Source organism: Bradyrhizobium sp. JR4.3 (assembly GCF_040547695.1).
Taxonomy (GTDB): Bacteria; Pseudomonadota; Alphaproteobacteria; order Rhizobiales; family Xanthobacteraceae; genus Bradyrhizobium; species Bradyrhizobium canariense.
Genome location: NZ_JBEPQF010000031.1, coordinates 14,756 through 33,234, shown reverse-complemented (window position 1 = coordinate 33,234; position 18,479 = coordinate 14,756). Strand labels below are relative to the sequence as shown.

The window sequence follows — 18,479 nt, the reverse complement described above, 5'->3', positions numbered from 1 at the left end:
AACGCCACCGGGGGCGGCCGAGCGGGCCTCAAGACACCGTCAGGGCCAACCGTTATAACCGCCGGACCTGATCAGGGAGGAACAAGAATGATCTACGAAATGCGCATCTATCGCTGCGTGCCCGGCCGCCTGCCGGCACTTCTCAAGCGGTTCGAGACCGTCACGCTGAAGGTGTGGGAAAAGCACGGCATCAGGCAGGCCGGGTTTTTCACGACGCTGATCGGTGAATCCAACCAGGAGCTGACCTATTTCCTGGCCTGGGAGTCGCTCGCCGAGCGCGAGAAGAAGTGGGCCGCCTTCATGACCGATCCGGACTGGATGAAAGGGCGCGCCGAGAGCGAGGCGGACGGCCAGATTGTCGGCAACATCGTCAGCCAGATCCTGGCGCCGACCGCCTTCTCGGCGGTGAAGTAGAGGCCGCCGGCGCGAGGCCATAGCTGAGGGCCTGGGTGCAACCCTGATATTCTGGGAGGCGAGGCCGAATGGGGTTGATCCGCCCTTCATCGCGGCTATGGTCGCGCCGAAACGAGGGATTTGCCTTGAGCTCTTCGACGTCAGCGGCGCCGGTCGTTACCATTGGCAAGGTCAAATTCGGCAATGATCTGCCGATCTCGATCATTGCGGGGCCGTGTCAGCTCGAAAGCCGCCAGCATGCGCTGGAAGTGGCCTCCGCGCTGAAGGAGATCGCCGCGCGGCTGCAGATCGGCCTCGTCTACAAGACCTCGTTCGACAAGGCCAATCGCACCAGCGCGTCGGCTGCGCGTGGTCTCGGGCTTGCGCAGTCGCTGCCGATTTTCGCCGAGATCCGATCGTCGCTCGGCCTGCCGGTCCTGACCGATGTTCATGACGCCGCGCAGTGCGCCGAGGTGGCGCAGGCGGTGGACATCCTGCAGATCCCCGCCTTCCTGTGTCGCCAGACCGATCTGCTGCTGGCGGCCGCCGCAACCGGCAAGGTCGTCAACGTCAAGAAGGGTCAGTTTCTTGCGCCCTGGGACATGGCCAATGTCGTGTCCAAGATCACGAGCGCGAACAATCCCAACGTGCTCGTCACCGAACGCGGCGCGTCCTTCGGCTACAACACGCTGGTCTCGGACATGCGCGCGTTGCCGATCCTGGCGCGTACCACCGGCGCACCCGTGATCTTCGACGCCACCCATTCGGTGCAACAGCCGGGCGGGAAGGGGACGTCTTCCGGAGGCGAGCGCGAATTCGTGCCGGTGCTCGCACGCGCAGCCGTCGCTGTCGGTGTTGCCGGTGTCTTCATCGAGACCCATCCCGACCCTGACAGCGCGCCGTCGGACGGACCCAACATGGTGCCGCTGCGCGAGTTCGAGGCGCTGATTCGAAGGCTGCTGGCGTTCGACGCGCTCGCCAAAGATTTTACCAAAGCCGACCCGCGCTGATGCAGCAAGGCGAGGCGCGGGCGCACGATCACGGCCTGCCGGCCGCGCTCTACGTCATCTCCGGTGCAAGCTTCGCCGCGGCGCTCTCCGCGCGCGCGCTCGATCCGGTGCTGCCGCACGTCGCCGAGGATTTTGGCGTCAGCATCGCGACCGCTGCCGGCTTTGCCGCGGTGTTCGCCTTCACCTTCTCGATCATCCAGCCGATCGTCGGCGCGGCCGCCGATCTGTTCGGCAAGACGCGGCTGATGATCGGCTGCCTCGCGCTGCTCGGCCTTGCCAACATCCTGGGCTCGCTCTCGACCTCGTTCTCGGTTCTGTTCGCGACCCGTATCCTCGCCGGCATCGGCTCCGGCGGCGTGTTTCCGGTGGCGCTCAGCCTGACCAGCGATCTCGTCGGTCCGGAGAAACGCCAGGTCGCGATCAGCCGCACGCTCGCCGGCGCGATGACGGGCAATCTGCTCGGCGCCTCCGCTTCCGGCTTGATCGGCGATTTCCTCGGCTGGCGCGGCGTGCTGGCGGTGCTCGGGGTGCTCGTGATTGTTGCGTCGGTCGCGGTCGCCGCCGGTTTTCGTGGCGCCAAGGTCAAGCATCCGCCGAAGACGAGCCTGTCGGCGCTGAAGGCGGGCTATCGCACCATCTTCACCAACCCGAACGCCTATGTCTGTTATTCGGCGGTGTTCATCGAAGGCTGCTGCGTGCTCGGCCTGTTTCCCTACATCGCCTCGTTCCTGTTCGAGCTCGGTCAGACCTCGCTCTCGATCGCGGGCATCGTCATCGCGGGATTTGCGGTCGGCGGCTTGTTCTACACACTGACTGTGTCGCGCCTGCTGCCATGGCTGGGCATGAAGGGCATGATGATCGCGGGCATGACGCTGGTCGCTTCGCAGCTCGTTGTCGTCGCCTTCGGCCCGCGCTGGGAAGTGCAGGCGCTCAATCTTGTCGTGATGGGCTGGGGCTTCTACATCGCCCATGGTTGCCTTCAGATGTTTGCCAGCGAGCTCTCGGTCGAAGCACGCGCCACCGCGCTGTCGCTGCATTCGTTCTTCTTCTTCATGGGGCAGACGGTCGGGCCGCTCGCCTATGGCCTTGGCCTGCAGCATGGCGGCAAGATGCCGACCCTGTTCGCGAGCGCCGCGATCATGGTGGTGTTGGGCCTTGTCTGCGCGCGCCTGTTGAAGCAGCGCGCGCCATCCGACGCGCGGACCTGACGGAAGTATCAAGCTAACGCTCTTCGAGCTTTAGCAGCATCAATGCCGCCGGCCGGCGTAGGCGCTAGTTCCCGATCGGCTCCATGCCGCTCTCTATGATCGCGTCGCGGGCGGCCGGGGAAGCCAGGAACTTGATCAAGGCCCGGCCAGCCTCGGGCTCTTTGGAAACGCTGGCGATGCCGGCTGAGAAGATCGTGATCTGCTGCAATTCGTTCGGCAGCGGTCCGACGATATCGATCCCCTTCACGGGCTTCAGCTCGCTGATCTGCTGAAAGCCGAGCTCGGCATCGCCGTGGGCGACGATCTCGCCGACCGGCGTGGCCGGAATCTTGCGCGCCTTGTCCTTCATGACATCGGCAATGCCGAGCTTTCCAAACATTTCGGTCGAGACGTAGACGCCGCTGGCGCTGTCGGAATAGGCGATCGTCTTCGCCGCGAGCAACGCGCGCTTGACCGCTTCCACCGAGCTGATGTCCGGCTTCGGCGCGCCCGATTTCACGGCGACGCCGATCGGCGATCTCGTCAGGTCGACCTGGCTGCCGGCGACGACCTTGCCCTTACTGGCGAGATCGGTGAGGGCGTAGCCCACCATGATCAGGACATCGGCCGGCTCGCCGCGCTCCAGCCGGACCGGGATGGCGTTGGTCGTGGTCCCCATCGAGGGCCCATATTCCGTCAGCACCTTGTTGCCGGTAGCCTTCTCGAACTCGGGCACAAGCGCCTTGTAGGCAGCCGTCAATCCGCCCGAGATCATCACGCGGACCTCGGCAGCGTCCGACGCGCCGGTGAACCACAGGACGCCCAGAAGGCCCAACGCAACGTTGCGAAATGTTGCTGATGTCGATGTCATCGTCATGCGTCTCCAACTAGCCCCGGCCGCGATAGGGCGCGACGCCCTGCTCGGGCACCCACAATCCCTTCGGCGCGCGGCCGGTCTGCCAGAACACGTCGATCGGGATGCCGCCGCGCGGATACCAATAGCCGCCGATGCGCAAGAACTTCGGCTTGATCTCGCTTGCGATGCGCTTGCCGATCATCACCGTGCAATCCTCGTGGAAGGCGCCGTGATTGCGGAAGCTCGCGATGTAGAGCTTGAGCGATTTCGACTCCAGCAACCATTGGCCGGGGGCGTAGTCGATCATCAGATGTGCGAAATCCGGCTGTCCGGTGACCGGGCAGAGCGAGGTGAACTCGGGCACGGTGAAACGGACCAGATAATCGGTGCCTCCTTGCGGATTGGGCACGCGGTCGAGTTTTGCCTTCTCGGGCGCATCCGGCCATTCCACGGCGCGGCCAAGCTGCAAAGCAGGGGAGTTGTTCGATTTGCTGGGTTTTTTCGACATCAGGCCGCCTCCGTGGCGCCCTCTTAGCCAATCATCGTGCGGCCGTCACCCGGCCTTTTCCGTTTCGATGCATTGCGGTAGAAGCACCCCAACTGACTGCTTAGTCCCCGAAAAGAGGCCCTCATGACCGCCATCATCGACATCATCGGACGCGAAATCCTGGATAGCCGTGGCAATCCCACCGTCGAGGTCGACGTCGTGCTGGAAGATGGTGCGCTCGGCCGTGCCGCCGTGCCGTCAGGCGCCTCGACCGGTGCCCATGAGGCGGTGGAACTGCGCGACGGCGACAAGGCCCGCTATCTCGGCAAGGGCGTCACCAAGGCGGTCGGCGCCGTCAACGGCGAGATCTTCGAGGCGCTGAGCGGCCTCGATGTCGAGCAGCAGGCCCAGCTCGACCAGATCATGATCGACCTCGACGGCACGCCGAACAAGAGCCGGCTGGGCGCCAACGCCATCCTCGGCGTGTCGCTCGCCTGCGCCAAGGCGGCCGCGAACTCGCTCGACATGCCGCTGTACCGTTACGTCGGCGGCACCTCCGCGCGTCTCTTGCCGGTGCCGATGATGAACATCATCAATGGCGGCATGCACGCCGACAACCCGATCGACTTCCAGGAGTTCATGATCCTCCCCGTGGGCGCGTCCTCCTTCGCCGAGGGCCTGCGCTACGGCGCGGAGGTCTTCCACACTCTGAAGTCCGAATTGAAGAAGGCCGGCCACAACACCAATGTCGGCGACGAGGGCGGCTTCGCCCCGAACCTGCCGTCGGCGGACGCCGCGCTCGAATTCGTCATGAACGCGATCGGCAAGGCCGGTTACAAGGCGGGCTCCGACATCGTCATCGGCCTCGACTGCGCCTCGACCGAGTTCTTCAAGGACGGCAAGTACGTCTACGAAGGCGAGGGCAAGACCCGCTCGATCTCCGAGCAGGCCAAGTACCTTGCCGACCTCGTCTCGCGCTATCCGATCGTGACCATCGAGGACGGCATGTCGGAAGACGACATGGACGGCTGGAAGGAGTTGACCGACCTCGTCGGCAAGAAGTGCCAGCTCGTCGGCGACGATCTCTTCGTCACCAACGTCAAGCGGCTCGCTGAAGGCATCAAGGCCGGACGGGCCAACTCGATCCTGATCAAGGTCAACCAGATCGGCACGCTGACCGAGACTCTCGCCGCCGTCGAGATGGCGCACAAGGCCGGCTACACCTCGGTGATGTCGCACCGCTCCGGCGAGACCGAGGATTCCACCATCGCCGACCTCGCGGTCGCCACCAATTGCGGACAGATCAAGACCGGCTCCCTTGCACGTTCCGATCGCACCGCCAAATACAACCAGCTCCTGCGCATCGAGCAGCAGCTCGGCAAGCAGGCGCTCTACGGCGGCAAGGCGGCACTGAAGGCGATGGCATAAGCCAGCGGTCGGACAAAAACAGGGAGGATCGACATGAGCGACGGGAAGAACGGCCTGCAATTGCGTTCGCTGATCAAGAAGAGCGGCGAGCTCGAGATCTCGCTCCTCGACGTGCCGACTCCCGAGCCCGCCGCGGACGAGGTCGTTGTCCGCGTCGAGGCGGCGCCGATCAACCCGTCCGATCTCGGGCTCCTGATCGGCGCGGCCGACATGAGCACGGCAAAGGCTTCCGGCGACAAGGGCGCTCCCGTCATCACCGCGAAGGTGCCGGAAGGCGCGATGCGAGCGATGGCAGGCCGGCTCGACGAATCCATGCCGGTCGGTAACGAAGGCGCGGGAGTCGTGATCAGGACCGGCTCGTCGGATGCCGCCAAGGCACTGATGGGCAAGACCGTCGCGATGATCGGCGGCGCGATGTATACGCAGTATCGCACGCTGAAAGTGCGCGAGTGCCTGCCGCTGCCGGAAGGCACCACGCCGGCCGAAGGCGCCTCCTGCTTCGTCAATCCGCTGACCGCGCTCGGCATGACCGAGACCATGCGGCGCGAGGGTCACAAGGCGCTGGTACACACTGCGGCCGCATCCAATCTCGGCCAGATGCTGAACAAGATCTGCATCAAGGACGGCATCCCGCTGGTCAACATCGTGCGCAGCAAGGAGCAGGCCGACATCCTGCACAAGATCGGCGCCAAATATGTCGTCGATTCCACCGCGCCGAGCTTCCTCGGCGATCTCACCAACGCGCTGGTCGAGACCGGCGCCACCATCGCCTTCGACGCCATCGGCGGCGGTAAGCTCGCCGGCGATATCCTCAACTGCATGGAAGTCGCGATCAACAAGACCGCGAAGGAATACAGCCGCTACGGCTCCAACGTGCACAAGCAGGTCTACGTCTATGGCGCACTCGATGTCCGCCCGATCGAACTGCCACGCGGCTTCGGCATGGCCTGGGGCGTCGGCGGCTGGCTGCTGTTTCCGTTCCTGATGAAGATCGGGCAGGCGGACGGGGCCAGGCTGCGCCAGCGCGTGGTCGATGAACTGAAGACCACGTTTGCCAGCCACTACACCAAGGTGGTGTCGCTTTCCGAGGCGCTCGATCCGGCCAACATCGCGGTCTACGCCAAACGCGCCACCGGCGAAAAATTCCTCATCAACCCAAATAAATAATCGTGATGTGCGACGGCACGTGACCCAAAGAAGGTCTTGCCTTCTGAGCGAAGCCGGAGATTATTCCGCCGCCATTGAAAGCGGAAAAAACCGCAGGGCGCGCTCAGAAGGGGACTTCTCCATGACCGATCTCAATCGCCGCCATTTGCTCGCAGGCGCCGCCGTCCTCGGTGCGGCGGCCGTGACCAAGCTTGGATCGACCACCGCCAATGCCTCGGTGCCGCAAACCGGCACGCAGGCGCCGGGCTTCTACCGCTACAAGATCGGCAGCTACGAGTGCACCTCGATCAATGACGGTGCGCGTACTTTCCCGATGCCGGACAAGTTCGTCGTCAACGCGCCGAAGGAGGAAGCGCTGGCCGCGGGCGAGGCGGCCTACATGCCGAAGGGCATGGTCACGGTACCGTTCAACCCGCAGCTCATCAACACCGGCTCCAAGCTCGTGCTGATCGATACCGGCAACGGTGTCGCCAATCTCGAGCCCAGCAAGGGCGCGGTCGGCCGCACGCTGCAGAACCTCGAGGCCGCCGGCGTCGACCCCAAGAGCATCGATGTCGTGCTGCTGTCGCATCTGCATCCCGACCACACCAACGGCATTCGCCTCGCCGACGGCGCGCTCGCCTTTCCGAATGCGGAGATCATGGTGCCGGGCAAGGACTGGGAGTTCTGGACCAGCGAGGACAATGCCGCCAAGGCCGAGTCCAACGCGATGATGAAGAACTACTTCGCCAACGTGAAGAAGACCTTTGCCGGCCTCGAATCCAAGGTGACGAAGTACGCGTGGGGCAAGGAGGTCGCGCCGGGCATCACGTCGATCGCGACGCCCGGCCACACGCCGGGCCACACCTCGTTTGCGGTCGCCTCGGGCGATGCCAAGGTGCTGATCCAGTCCGACGTCACCAACATCCCGGAGTTCTTCCTGCGCAATCCGGACTGGCATGTGGTGTTCGATACCGATGCTGCGCTGGCGCAGGAGACGCGTCACAAGTTCTACGACATGGCGGCGGCCGAGAAGGCGACCGTGATCGGCTTCCACTTCACGTTTCCCTCGGTCGGCCATGTCGAGAAGGACGGCGCCAAATATCGCCTGATCCCGTCGGCGTGGAATCCGACGATCTGAACCGATTTGCGGATTGTACCAACGACTCAGGCCGCCACTTGGCGGCCTGATGGTTTGGGCAACCGTTCAGAAACGCAGCGTTTCCAAATCCGATCGGTCCATGCACTTGCATCCATCACTCGGGATCGCTTAAGTGCCGCCCCGGCACTCCCGCTGAAGATTTCAAGGACACTCCATGGCCTACAATATTGTCACGATCGCCGGCAGCCTGCGCAAGGACAGCTTTTCGCTGAAGATCGCCCATGCGCTCGCCAAGCTCGCGCCGGCCTCGCTCAAGCTCGAGGTCATCACGCCGGCCGGCATCTCGTTCTTCAATCAGGACCTCGAGGGCGCGCCGCCGGCCGACTGGCTGTCTTTTCGCGAAAAGATCCAGAAGTCGGACGGCGTCATCTTCGTCACGCCGGAATACAATCGGGCGATCCCGGGCGTGCTGAAGAACGCCATCGACGTCGCCTCGCGGCCCTATGGCAAGAGCTCGTTCAACGGCAAGCCGGTCGGCATCATCGCGAACTCGCCGGGCCCGCTCGGCGGCGTCAGCGCCGCCAAGACGCTGCAGAACATCCTGCCGGGCATTTCCGGCCCGATCATGCAGCAGCCGGAGGCCTATCTGAACGGGGTGGGCGACGCGTTCGACGCTGAGGGCAACCTGACCAAGGAGTCCCTGAAGCCCGTGCTCCAGGCCTATATCGACGCGTTTGCGGTGCACGTCGCGAAGCATCACGGCTGAGGCCAAATCGCCCGCAGCCACAGCATAGGCCCTCATCCTGAGGAGAACGCGAAGCGTTCGTCTCGAAGGATGGCTCCGGGAAACTGCCGTGCCTTCATGGTTCTCGCGGCGATGCGAAGCATCGTCCGCGAGACGGCGCTTTGCGCCTCCTCGCCATGAGGGTCCGCTAGCGTCGCGCGCGGGGCCAGCGGACGGAAATTAGCACGCCCTTAACCAACCTGTCCCATCTTCCCAAGATGGTCTCCCGCGCGCGCCTGAAATCGATCCTGACCGGTCTTGCCCTCTATGCGATGGCGGCCGCCATCGTCGGTTATTTCGGGGTCAACGCCTATACCGGCAAATACGGCCTCAACGCCCGTCAGGAGCTCGACCAGGAGATCGTGGCGCTGACCAGCGAGCTGGCTCAGCTCAAGCGCGAGCGCGCCAGGAGCGAGCAGCGCGTTTCGCTGCTGCGCTCCGCGAAGATCGACCCCGACATGCTGGACGAGCGGGCGCGCTTCCAGCTCGACTACGTCAATCCGCGCGATCTCGTCCGGACGATCCCGGCGAACTAACCACTCTTCCTAAAGTTGAAGGCTTCCAAGTTGAAGCCTGGAACCGGACTGCCGCCTTGACGGCAGCGCCGCAAAGGGCTCATGGCTCCCAGCGCCATGGCCAGGGTTGACGCAGATCAACCGGGCCGTGCCGGCACGCTCTAGATTGCCACTCGGAGGAAACAGTGATGAATGGGCAATCCCCCCGGCATCACGCGGCCCGCGTCGAGGCCGCCATTACGTCAGGCCAGGCGGCACGCTCGTCGCTCGTGGCCTCGTGGCGCCGTTCGTCCAGATTGCATCGTCTCGATCCCGCCGGCCGCAGCTCACCGAACCGGCTGAGTGAAGCCGAGCTGCACCGCGCGCGCGAACGCGTCGCGCCGCTGCTCGCCGCTGCGCGAGGTGCAATGGACCGGCTCTACCAGGCGGTCGGCGCCAGCGGCTGCTGCGTGCTTCTCGCCGACGGCGAGGGCGTGCCGGTCGATCGCCGCGGCACCCCGGCGGACGATGCGACATTTCAGTCCTGGGGCCTCTGGACCGGCGCGCTTTGGAGCGAGGAGCATGAGGGCACCAACGGCATCGGTACCTGCCTCGTCGAGCAACGACCGCTGACGATCGACCGCGACCAGCATTTCTTTACCCGAAACACGCTTCTGAGCTGCACTGCCGTTCCGATCTACGACCATGAGGCTGCGTTCGCGGGCGTGCTCGACGTCTCCTCCTGCCGCGCCGACCGCACTGACGTGTTTTCCAGTCTGATCGCGCTCGCGGCCGGTGAGGCGGCCAAGCGTATCGAGGCCGATTTGTTTCGCAGGGCCTTCGCCCATGCCCGCATCGTACTGACGCAAGCTGCGGACGGCCAGTGCGGCGGCCTCGTTGCGGTCGATGCGGACGATCTCGTGATCGGCGCGACCAGGACTGCCCGGGCAGGACTGGGGCTCGCGCCGTGCCGGGCGTTGCGACCAGTGCCTGCGGCCGATCTCCTCGGCGGCGACACCGCGCGCGACCATCTTGCTGGCGGTCAACGCGCGGTGTTGCAGCGGGCTCTGCTCCGCGCCGGCGGCAATGTCTCGGCGGCCGCCAAGGCCCTCGGCGTCAGCCGCGCCACGCTGCACAGAAAACTCAAGCGGTTCGAGCTGAACGCGCATTGAGCTGCTGGTAGATATTCATGGTGAGGAGACCGCGAAGCGGTCGTCGCGAACCACAAGAGGCCCTGCTGTCACCTCCAGCCATCCTTCGAGACGCGCGCACGAGCGCGCTCCTCAGGATGAGGTCAGCATGTGCAGCGGCATGACGTGCAGCCTCGTCACCTGTCGCAGAACTGCGACAGGTCGGCTCCTCCATCGCTCCTATCAGGGCTGACAGAAGACGCCTCCCGCGACATCGTCGGTGCAAGTCGCGACCACGCGACGAATTGCGCAAACAGCAAACATCGGGAGTGATCAATGAACAAGGTAGAATTCCTCAGCGTCACCAAAATTCCCTTCGCCGAACGCTACGACAATTTCATCGGCGGCAAATTCGTCGCGCCGATCTCCGGCAAGTATTTCGACAACGCCTCGCCGGTGACGGGCCAGATCGTCTGCAAGATCGCGCGCTCCGACGCGCAGGACGTCGAAGCAGCCCTCGACGCTGCGCATGCCGCGAAGGCCGCCTGGGGCCGCACCAGCGTCGCCGAGCGCGCCGCGATGCTGAACCGGATTGCCGACCGCATGGAAGACAATCTCGAGCGTCTCGCCATCGCCGAGACCTGGGACAACGGCAAGCCGATCCGCGAGACCCGCGCCGCCGACCTGCCGCTGGCGATCGACCACTTCCGTTATTTCGCCGGCGCCATCCGCGCCCAGGAAGGCAGTCTCTCCGAGATCGATCACGACACCGTCGCCTATCATTTCCACGAACCGCTCGGCGTGGTCGGCCAGATCATTCCCTGGAACTTCCCACTGCTGATGGCCTGCTGGAAGCTCGCGCCCGCGCTCGCCGCCGGCAATTGCGTTGTGCTCAAGCCGGCCGAGCAGACCCCGGCCTCGATCATGGTCTGGGCCGAGATCATCGGCGACATTCTGCCGCCCGGTGTTCTCAACATCGTCAACGGCTTTGGTCTGGAAGCCGGCAAGCCGCTCGCGTCCAGCCCGCGCATCGCCAAGATCGCCTTCACCGGCGAGACCACGACGGGCCGGCTGATCATGCAATATGCCAGCCAGAACCTCATTCCCGTCACGCTCGAGCTCGGCGGCAAGTCACCCAACATCTTCTTCAGCGACGTCACGGCCGAAGACGACGACTTCTTCGACAAGGCGATCGAAGGGTTCGTCATGTTCGCGTTGAACCAGGGCGAGGTCTGCACCTGTCCGAGCCGGGCGCTGGTCCATGCCGATATCTATGACCGCTTCATGGAGCGGGGGCTGAAGCGCGTCGCCGCGATCAAGCAGGGCGACCCGCGCGCGGCCGACACCATGATCGGCGCGCAGGCGTCGGGCGAGCAGCTCGCAAAAATCCTCTCCTACATCGACATCGGCAAGCAGGAGGGAGCAAAGGTGCTGGCCGGCGGCGGACGCGCCGAGCTCGGCGGCGATCTCGCCGGCGGCTTCTACGTCCAGCCGACCGTGTTCGAGGGCCACAACAAGATGCGCGTCTTCCAGGAGGAGATCTTCGGCCCCGTCGTTTCGGTCACGACCTTCAAGAGCGACGAAGAGGCGCTCGAGATCGCCAACGACACGCCCTATGGCCTGGGGGCCGGCGTCTGGAGCCGCGACGCCAACCGCTGCTATCGCTTCGGCCGGGCGATCCAGGCCGGCCGGGTCTGGACCAACTGCTACCATGCCTACCCCGCGCATGCGGCCTTCGGCGGCTACAAGCAGTCGGGCGTCGGGCGCGAGACCCACAAGATGATGCTCGATCACTACCAGCAGACCAAGAACCTGCTGGTCAGCTACAGCCCCAAGAAGCTCGGCTTCTTCTGATCGGGCGGGCGGAGAGGGCGGCGCTGTTCTGCGCCGCCCGTTCCAAATGTCGGGACCGCGTTGGCTCAAGGTTGCATGACGCGGCCACGAATCTGCGCGTGCGGCGACCGTGTCGATTTGTTGCCCGATCCGCGTCAAAGATTTTGCAATATTACGATCACGTTGCAGTGCGGCATAATGAAAGTCGTGCCATGCCGCCGCGGTGCTTTCCAAGGGCGTTTGACTTGGGTTAGAGAGGGCTGAAGTTTTCTCTGACCCGGAATTCCCATGGCCGCACCCAAGAAAGCCGCCGCAAGCACTGCACAGGACAAGACCGACGGCGGTTCGCCCCCGGAATTCACCAGAGAGCAGGAGCTCAAGGCGCTCCGCGACATGCTCCTGATCCGGCGGTTCGAGGAAAAGGCCGGCCAGCTCTACGGCATGGGCGCGATCGGCGGCTTCTGCCACCTTTATATCGGCCAGGAGGCCGTGGTGGTCGGGATGCAGATGGCCCTGAAGCCGGGCGATCAGGTCATCACCGGCTATCGCGATCACGGCCATATGCTCGCCACCGGCATGGAGGCCAACGGCGTCATGGCCGAGCTCACGGGCCGTCGCGGCGGCTATTCCAAGGGCAAGGGCGGCTCCATGCACATGTTCAGCAAGGAGAAGCACTTTTACGGCGGCCACGGCATCGTCGGCGCCCAGGTCTCGCTCGGCACCGGGCTCGCTTTCGCCAATCACTATCGCGACAACGACAATGTCAGCGTCACCTATTTCGGCGACGGTGCGGCCAACCAGGGCCAGGTCTATGAGAGCTTCAACATGGCGGAGCTCTGGAAGCTGCCGGTGATCTACGTCATCGAGAACAACCGCTACGCCATGGGCACTTCGGTCTCGCGCGCCTCGGCGCAGCAGGATTTCTCCAAGCGCGGCGCCTCCTTCAACATTCCCGGCCAGCAGGTCGACGGCATGGACGTCCGTGCCGTCAAGGCCGCCGGCGACGAAGCTGCGGCCTGGTGCCGCGCCGGCAAGGGACCCTTCATCCTGGAGATGCAGACCTACCGTTATCGCGGCCACTCGATGTCCGATCCCGCAAAGTACAGAACGCGCGAGGAGGTCGAGAAAGTCCGCCACGACCAGGATCCGATCGAGCAGGTGCGCAACCGCCTATTGGCCGCCAAGGTCAGCGAGCAGGATCTGAAGGCGATCGACGCCGAGGTGCGCGACATCGTCAACGCGTCCGCCGATTTCGCCCAGCATGATCCCGAGCCGGATGCCGCCGAGCTCTGGACCGATATTTACCGCTAAACGCGCGCAAGCTTTCTCTTGGAGTCGATATGCCAATTCAAGTGCTGATGCCCGCGTTGTCGCCCACGATGGAGAAGGGCAACCTCTCCAAATGGCTGAAAAAAGAGGGTGAGACGATCAAGTCCGGCGACGTCATCGCCGAGATCGAGACAGACAAGGCGACCATGGAGGTCGAGGCGACCGATGAAGGTACGCTCGGCAAGATCCTGATCCCCGAGGGCACAGCCGACGTTGCCGTGAACACGCCGATTGCGACGATTCTCGCCGATGGCGAGAGTGCCGCCGATCTCGCCAAGGCGCCCGCTCCGCAGCAGAAGGCTGCCGAATCCGCAGCGCCCGCCGCTGCAAAAGCCGAAGCGCCAGCTCCCAAGGCTGCGCCGGCACCGCAGGCCGTCGCAGAGCCCGACCCGGAAGTGCCTGCCGGCACCGAGATGGTGACGCAGACCATCCGTGAAGCCCTGCGCGATGCCATGGCCGAAGAGATGCGCCGCGACGCCGACGTCTTCGTGATGGGCGAAGAGGTCGCCGAATACCAAGGCGCCTACAAGGTGACGCAAGGGCTGCTTCAGGAATTCGGCGCCAAGCGCGTGATCGACACGCCGATCACCGAGCACGGCTTTGCCGGCATTGGGGTCGGCGCCGCGATGAGCGGGTTGAAGCCGATCGTCGAGTTCATGACCTTCAACTTTGCCATGCAGGCAATCGACCAGATCATCAACTCCGCGGCAAAGACGCTTTATATGTCCGGCGGCCAGATGGGCTGCTCGATCGTGTTCCGCGGGCCTAACGGCGCCGCTTCCCGCGTGGCCGCCCAGCACAGCCAGGATTATTCGTCCTGGTATTCCAATGTCCCGGGCCTCAAGGTCGTCGCGCCGTTCTCGGCCGCTGATTACAAGGGCCTGCTCAAGGCTGCGATCCGCGATCCCAACCCGGTGATCTTCCTCGAGAACGAGATGCTCTACGGTCACACTGGCGAGGTGCCGAAGCTCGACGATTTCGTGATTCCGATCGGCAAGGCGCGCATCGTGCGCTCCGGCAGCCATGTCACGATCATCTCGTGGTCGAACGGCATGAGCTACGCGCTGAAGGCCGCCGACGAACTCGCCAAGGACGGCATCGAGGCCGAAGTGATCGATCTGCGCACGCTGCGCCCGATGGACACCGAGACGATCGTCAACTCGGTCAAGAAGACGGGACGTGCCGTCACGGTGGAAGAGGGCTGGGCCCAGAGCGGTGTCGGCGCCGAGATCGCCGCGCGGATCATGGAGCATGCCTTCGACTATCTGGATGCGCCTGTAGCCCGCGTCTCCGGCAAGGACGTGCCGATGCCCTATGCCGCGAACCTGGAAAAGCTCGCGCTGCCTTCGGCTGCCGAAGTGGTCGAGGCCGCCAAAGCCGTCTGCTACAGGTAGACCATGGCGGGTCCGAAGGAGCAGCCACTACCACCCGACGTCCTTGTCCGCGATGATGCGGTCGAGATCCTGCGCGTGTTCGTGCTGGACGGCGGGCTGTCGATGGCATTCCAGCGGGCTTTCGACGAACCCGACATGTGGGGCCTGCTGCTCGTCGATCTCGCCCGTCACGCCGCGCGCGCCTATGCGCGCGAGAGCGAATACACCGAGGAGGACGCGCTGAACCGGATCATCGAGATGTTCCAGGCCGAGATCGAGCGTCCCACCGACACCGGCACCACGACGCCGCGCGGGAAGGGGCACTGACCGTGGCGATCGAATCCTATCATTTCGATTTCATGCTGGAGGCGATCCGCGAGGCGGAAGCCTCGATCGCGCAAGGCGGCCTGCCGATCGGCGCCGTGCTGACCCGCGACAGCAAGGTCATTGCCCGCGGCCACAACAACCGCGTGCAGGAGAACAATCCGATCCTGCACGGCGAGATGAGTTGCCTGCGCGAGGCGGGTGCGATTTCGTTCCACGATACCGTCATGTACACCACGCTGTCGCCATGCGCGATGTGTGCCGGTGCGCTCGCGCTGTTCAAGGTCAAGCTCGTGGTGATCGGAGAGTCCGTCACCTTCGAGGGCTCCAAGGACATTCTCGACAAGTTCGGCATCCCGTGGATCGACCTTGCGGACGACCGCTCCATCACCATGATGAAGAACTGGCGTTCCATCCCTGCCAATGAGCGCCTCTGGCAGGGCGACATCGGCAACTAAACCTGGTCTGTTCGTCTCCGGTCCGGAGGCGGATTTTTGCAAAGTTCTTCTTGAGGTCAGCATGCCCATCAACATCCTGATGCCCGCTCTTTCGCCGACGATGGAGAAGGGCAACCTCGCCAAGTGGCTGAAGAAGGAAGGCGACAAGGTCAAATCCGGCGACGTCATCGCCGAGATCGAGACCGACAAGGCGACCATGGAGGTCGAAGCCATCGACGAGGGCACGATCGCCAAGATCCTCGTGCCCGAGGGCACGCAGGACGTCCCGGTCAACGACGTGATCGCGGTGCTGGCCGGCGAGGGTGAGGACGTGAAGGCGGCAGGTGCCGCCAAGCCCAGTGCTTCGGCCGCACCTCCGAAAGCGGCTGAAGCTCCTGCTGCTGCGCCGGCGCCTGCCGCGCCCAAGGCCGCGCCAGCGCCCGCCGCCGCACCTGCACCGCAGGCCGCAGCACCGGCTGCGCAGAGCAACGGCCATGCCGGCCGCGTGTTCTCCTCGCCGCTGGCGCGCCGGCTCGCCAAGGAAGCTGGCGTCGATGTTGCGATGGTGACCGGCACCGGCCCGCACGGCCGCGTGGTGGCACGCGACGTCGAGCAGGCCAAGTCCGGCAAGGGCCTGAAGGCACCGGTGGCGGCGCCGTCAGGCGCGCCCTCGACCGCGCCGACCATGTCGGACAAGCAGATCCTGTCGCTGTTCGAACCCGGCTCCTACGACGTCGTGCCGCATGACGGCATGCGCCGCACGATCGCGCAGCGTCTGACCGCGTCGATCCAGAACGTCCCGCACTTCTATCTCACCATCGACTGCGACATCGGCAAGCTGCTCGCCGCGCGCGAGGAGATCAATGCGGCTGCTCCCAAGGACAAGGAGAAGAAGCCGCTCTACAAGATCTCGGTCAACGACTTCGTCATCAAGGCGATGGCGGTGGCGCTGCAGAAGATCCCGAATTGCAATGTGAGCTGGACCGAAAGCGGCATGGTCAAGCACCATCATTCCGATGTCGGCGTCGCGGTGGCGATGCCCGGCGGCCTGATCACGCCGATCATCCGCAAGGCCGAGACCAAGACGCTGTCGACCATCTCCAACGAGATGAAAGATTTTGCGACCCGCGCCCGCTCGCGCAAGCTGAAGCCCGAAGAATACCAGGGCGGCACGACGGCCGTCTCGAACCTCGGCATGTTCGGCATCAGCCACTTCACCGCCGTGATCAACCCGCCGCATGCGACCATCCTCGCGGTCGGCACCAGCGAGGAGCGGCCTGTGGTCCGCGGCGGCAAGATCGAGATCGCGAACATGATGAGCGTGACATTGTCGTGCGATCACCGCGCCATCGACGGCGCGCTCGGCGCTGAGCTGATCGGCGCGTTCAAGCAGCTGATCGAAAATCCTGTGATGATGATGGTGTGATCCGGGGAGGCGCGGGGTGAGTGCGGACGCGTTGGCCCTGGATCTCCTTGTTGCTCTCGGCTGTGGTTGCACTCAATCCGGTCGGGCTCGATATTCTGCATTCCGCGTTCTTTGCCGGCGAGCAGCTGGCACGGAGCATCGGCCAGGCGGTCATTATGATCGCGTTGGCTATCATGGCCGGCGCGATCCTGCTCGAATGGCTGGTCAGGGTTTTGATTTCCAGGCGCCGCGCCCGCGGCACCTCTTGAGTTGAACGGGAGCCGCCATGGCCGATACATCCTTCGACATCATCATCATCGGCTCCGGTCCCGGCGGCTATGTCACCGCGATCCGGGCCGCCCAGCTCGGCTTCAAGGTCGCGATTGTCGAGAAATCCTATCTCGGCGGCATCTGCCTGAACTGGGGCTGCATCCCGACCAAAGCGCTGCTGCGCTCCGCCGAGATCTACCACTACATGCAGCACGCCAAGGATTACGGCCTGTCGGCCGATAACGTCTCGTTCGATCCGAAGGCCGTGGTGCAGCGCTCGCGCGGCGTCTCGAAGCGGCTGAACGACGGCGTCGGCTTCCTCATGAAGAAGAACAAGGTGAGCGTGATCTGGGGCGCGGCTTCGATCGACGCGCCCGGCAAGGTGACGGTAAAGAAGTCCGACGTCGAGGGGCCCAAGGGCGCGCTCGGCGAGGGGGCTTATCAGGCCAAGCACATCATCGTCGCGACCGGAGCGCGGCCGCGGGTGCTGCCGGGACTCGAGCCCGACAAGAAGCTGATCTGGACCTACTTTGAAGCGATGGTGCCGGAGCGGATGCCGAAATCGCTGCTGGTGATGGGCTCGGGTGCGATCGGGATCGAGTTCGCATCGTTCTTCAAGACGATGGGGTCGGATGTCACGGTGGTCGAGGTGCTGCCGCAGATCCTGCCGGTCGAGGACGCGGAGATTGCCGGACTTGCCCGCAAGCGCCTCGAGAAGCAGGGCATCAAGATCCTCACCAACACGGGTGTGACGAAGCTCGAAAAGAAGAGCGACAGCGTGGTCGCGACGCTCGACGACGGCAAGGCGAAGCAGACCGCCGAGTTCGAGCGCGTGATCTCTGCCGTCGGCGTGGTCGGCAATATCGAGTATCTCGGCCTCGAAAAGCTCGGCGTCAAAACCGAGCGCGGCTGCATCGTGATCGACGGCTACGGCAAGACCAACGTTCCCGGCATCTATGCCATCGGTGACGTCGCGGGTCCCCCGATGCTGGCCCACAAGGCCGAGCATGAGGGCGTGATCTGCGTCGAAGCCATCAAGGGCCTGCATCCGCATCCGATGGACAAGCTGATGATCCCCGGCTGCACCTATTGCAACCCGCAGGTCGCCTCGGTCGGCCTCACCGAAGCCAAGGCCAAGGAGAACGGCCGCGAGATCCGCGTCGGCCGCTTTCCCTTTGTCGGCAACGGCAAGGCGATCGCGCTCGGCGAGGACCAGGGCATGGTCAAGGTCATCTTCGACAAGAAGACCGGTCAGCTGCTCGGCGCCCATATGGTCGGCGCGGAGGTCACCGAGCTGATCCAGGGCTACGTCGTCGCCATGAACCTGGAGACCACGGAAGAAGAGCTGATGCACACCGTGTTCCCGCATCCGACGCTGTCGGAGATGATGAAGGAAGCCGTGCTGGATGCGTATGGACGGGTGCTGAATCTTTGACGACCACTGCCGCCGTCATTGCGAGCGCAGCGAAGCAATCCAGAATCTTTCCGCAG

General features: G+C 64.4%; 19 protein-coding genes. 17 read left to right on the top strand and 2 right to left on the bottom strand.

Annotated features, from left to right (window positions below; genetic code table 11):
* The first annotated feature begins 87 nt into the window (after positions 1-87).
* The 3 genes from ABIB91_RS33040 (at position 88) to ABIB91_RS33030 (ending at position 2,611) form a co-directional block, all read left to right on the top strand.
* Positions 88-414 (top strand): NIPSNAP family protein, encoded by a 327-nt coding sequence (locus ABIB91_RS33040; RefSeq protein WP_007590607.1) that lies wholly within the window; start codon positions 88-90, stop codon positions 412-414.
* Positions 415-539: 125 nt separating this feature from the next.
* A complete protein-coding gene (kdsA, locus tag ABIB91_RS33035) occupies positions 540-1,403 on the top strand; it encodes a 3-deoxy-8-phosphooctulonate synthase (protein WP_354170770.1) in 864 nt (287 codons plus the stop codon).
* Positions 1,403-2,611 carry an MFS transporter gene (locus tag ABIB91_RS33030; protein ID WP_354170772.1) on the top strand — a complete coding sequence of 403 codons (1,209 nt, stop codon included), beginning with the start codon at positions 1,403-1,405 and terminating at the stop codon, positions 2,609-2,611. The genes kdsA and ABIB91_RS33030 overlap by 1 nt, the downstream gene beginning before the upstream one ends.
* Positions 2,612-2,675: 64 nt before the next feature.
* Here ABIB91_RS33030 and ABIB91_RS33025 read toward each other — a convergent pair whose 3' ends face one another.
* Together ABIB91_RS33025 and queF are read right to left on the bottom strand one after the other, a co-directional pair.
* Positions 2,676-3,461, bottom strand: coding sequence for a substrate-binding domain-containing protein (locus ABIB91_RS33025; RefSeq protein ID WP_354170774.1), 786 nt, complete (start codon positions 3,459-3,461; stop codon positions 2,676-2,678).
* A gap of 16 nt (positions 3,462-3,477) precedes the next feature.
* Entirely contained in the window at positions 3,478-3,954 is a 477-nt protein-coding gene (gene queF / locus ABIB91_RS33020; protein ID WP_007590611.1) for a preQ(1) synthase, read from the bottom strand.
* 123 nt (positions 3,955-4,077) lie between these two features.
* Here queF and eno point away from each other — a divergent pair, with 123 nt between their 5' ends.
* From eno to lpdA, 14 genes are all read left to right on the top strand, one after another.
* Positions 4,078-5,361 carry a phosphopyruvate hydratase gene (eno, locus tag ABIB91_RS33015; protein ID WP_354170777.1) on the top strand — a complete coding sequence of 428 codons (1,284 nt, stop codon included), beginning with the start codon at positions 4,078-4,080 and terminating at the stop codon, positions 5,359-5,361.
* Positions 5,362-5,394: 33 nt separating this feature from the next.
* Positions 5,395-6,528 (top strand): zinc-binding dehydrogenase, encoded by a 1,134-nt coding sequence (locus ABIB91_RS33010; protein ID WP_027518151.1) that lies wholly within the window; start codon positions 5,395-5,397, stop codon positions 6,526-6,528.
* A gap of 121 nt (positions 6,529-6,649) precedes the next feature.
* The gene (locus ABIB91_RS33005) at positions 6,650-7,648 is read left to right on the top strand and encodes an MBL fold metallo-hydrolase (protein WP_354170779.1); all 999 of its coding nucleotides are present in this window, start codon (positions 6,650-6,652) and stop codon (positions 7,646-7,648) included.
* Positions 7,649-7,823: 175 nt separating this feature from the next.
* The gene (locus tag ABIB91_RS33000) at positions 7,824-8,375 is read left to right on the top strand and encodes an NADPH-dependent FMN reductase (protein ID WP_007590616.1); all 552 of its coding nucleotides are present in this window, start codon (positions 7,824-7,826) and stop codon (positions 8,373-8,375) included.
* A gap of 236 nt (positions 8,376-8,611) precedes the next feature.
* Entirely contained in the window at positions 8,612-8,929 is a 318-nt protein-coding gene (locus ABIB91_RS32995; RefSeq protein WP_007590617.1) for an FtsB family cell division protein, read from the top strand.
* A gap of 167 nt (positions 8,930-9,096) precedes the next feature.
* The gene (locus ABIB91_RS32990) at positions 9,097-10,059 is read left to right on the top strand and encodes a helix-turn-helix domain-containing protein (RefSeq protein WP_354170782.1); all 963 of its coding nucleotides are present in this window, start codon (positions 9,097-9,099) and stop codon (positions 10,057-10,059) included.
* Between the two features lie 294 nt (positions 10,060-10,353).
* Positions 10,354-11,871, top strand: a complete 1,518-nt coding sequence (gene adh, locus ABIB91_RS32985; protein WP_354170784.1) for an aldehyde dehydrogenase — start codon at positions 10,354-10,356, stop codon at positions 11,869-11,871.
* 267 nt (positions 11,872-12,138) lie between these two features.
* Entirely contained in the window at positions 12,139-13,161 is a 1,023-nt protein-coding gene (gene pdhA / locus ABIB91_RS32980; protein ID WP_007590620.1) for a pyruvate dehydrogenase (acetyl-transferring) E1 component subunit alpha, read from the top strand.
* Between the two features lie 29 nt (positions 13,162-13,190).
* Positions 13,191-14,573 carry a pyruvate dehydrogenase complex E1 component subunit beta gene (locus ABIB91_RS32975; RefSeq protein ID WP_354170787.1) on the top strand — a complete coding sequence of 461 codons (1,383 nt, stop codon included), beginning with the start codon at positions 13,191-13,193 and terminating at the stop codon, positions 14,571-14,573.
* A gap of 3 nt (positions 14,574-14,576) precedes the next feature.
* Complete coding sequence (locus ABIB91_RS32970) at positions 14,577-14,879, top strand: DUF5076 domain-containing protein (RefSeq protein ID WP_007590623.1); 303 nt, start codon at positions 14,577-14,579, stop codon at positions 14,877-14,879.
* Between the two features lie 2 nt (positions 14,880-14,881).
* Positions 14,882-15,334, top strand: coding sequence for a nucleoside deaminase (locus ABIB91_RS32965; RefSeq protein ID WP_354170789.1), 453 nt, complete (start codon positions 14,882-14,884; stop codon positions 15,332-15,334).
* Between the two features lie 61 nt (positions 15,335-15,395).
* Positions 15,396-16,739, top strand: a complete 1,344-nt coding sequence (locus ABIB91_RS32960; protein ID WP_354170791.1) for a pyruvate dehydrogenase complex dihydrolipoamide acetyltransferase — start codon at positions 15,396-15,398, stop codon at positions 16,737-16,739.
* Between the two features lie 20 nt (positions 16,740-16,759).
* On the top strand, positions 16,760-16,987 hold the full coding sequence (locus ABIB91_RS32955; RefSeq protein ID WP_007590626.1) for a hypothetical protein: 228 nt from the start codon (positions 16,760-16,762) through the stop codon (positions 16,985-16,987).
* Positions 16,988-17,004: 17 nt separating this feature from the next.
* Entirely contained in the window at positions 17,005-18,423 is a 1,419-nt protein-coding gene (gene lpdA / locus ABIB91_RS32950; protein ID WP_007590627.1) for a dihydrolipoyl dehydrogenase, read from the top strand.
* Positions 18,424-18,479: the final 56 nt, after the last annotated feature.

Bases quoted from the DNA above. Each gene is read 5' to 3' on its own strand.
- ABIB91_RS33040 (WP_007590607.1), top strand. From the start codon at position 88: ATGATCTACGAAATGCGCATCTATCGCTGCGTGCCCGGCCGCCTGCCG.
- ABIB91_RS33030 (WP_354170772.1), top strand. From the start codon at position 1,403: ATGCAGCAAGGCGAGGCGCGGGCGCACGATCACGGCCTGCCGGCCGCG.
- ABIB91_RS33025 (WP_354170774.1), bottom strand. From the start codon at position 3,461: ATGACATCGACATCAGCAACATTTCGCAACGTTGCGTTGGGCCTTCTG.
- queF (WP_007590611.1), bottom strand. From the start codon at position 3,954: ATGTCGAAAAAACCCAGCAAATCGAACAACTCCCCTGCTTTGCAGCTT.
- eno (WP_354170777.1), top strand. From the start codon at position 4,078: ATGACCGCCATCATCGACATCATCGGACGCGAAATCCTGGATAGCCGT.
- ABIB91_RS33010 (WP_027518151.1), top strand. From the start codon at position 5,395: ATGAGCGACGGGAAGAACGGCCTGCAATTGCGTTCGCTGATCAAGAAG.
- ABIB91_RS33005 (WP_354170779.1), top strand. From the start codon at position 6,650: ATGACCGATCTCAATCGCCGCCATTTGCTCGCAGGCGCCGCCGTCCTC.
- ABIB91_RS33000 (WP_007590616.1), top strand. From the start codon at position 7,824: ATGGCCTACAATATTGTCACGATCGCCGGCAGCCTGCGCAAGGACAGC.
- ABIB91_RS32995 (WP_007590617.1), top strand. From the start codon at position 8,612: ATGGTCTCCCGCGCGCGCCTGAAATCGATCCTGACCGGTCTTGCCCTC.
- ABIB91_RS32990 (WP_354170782.1), top strand. From the start codon at position 9,097: ATGAATGGGCAATCCCCCCGGCATCACGCGGCCCGCGTCGAGGCCGCC.
- adh (WP_354170784.1), top strand. From the start codon at position 10,354: ATGAACAAGGTAGAATTCCTCAGCGTCACCAAAATTCCCTTCGCCGAA.
- pdhA (WP_007590620.1), top strand. From the start codon at position 12,139: ATGGCCGCACCCAAGAAAGCCGCCGCAAGCACTGCACAGGACAAGACC.
- ABIB91_RS32975 (WP_354170787.1), top strand. From the start codon at position 13,191: ATGCCAATTCAAGTGCTGATGCCCGCGTTGTCGCCCACGATGGAGAAG.
- ABIB91_RS32970 (WP_007590623.1), top strand. From the start codon at position 14,577: ATGGCGGGTCCGAAGGAGCAGCCACTACCACCCGACGTCCTTGTCCGC.
- ABIB91_RS32960 (WP_354170791.1), top strand. From the start codon at position 15,396: ATGCCCATCAACATCCTGATGCCCGCTCTTTCGCCGACGATGGAGAAG.
- lpdA (WP_007590627.1), top strand. From the start codon at position 17,005: ATGGCCGATACATCCTTCGACATCATCATCATCGGCTCCGGTCCCGGC.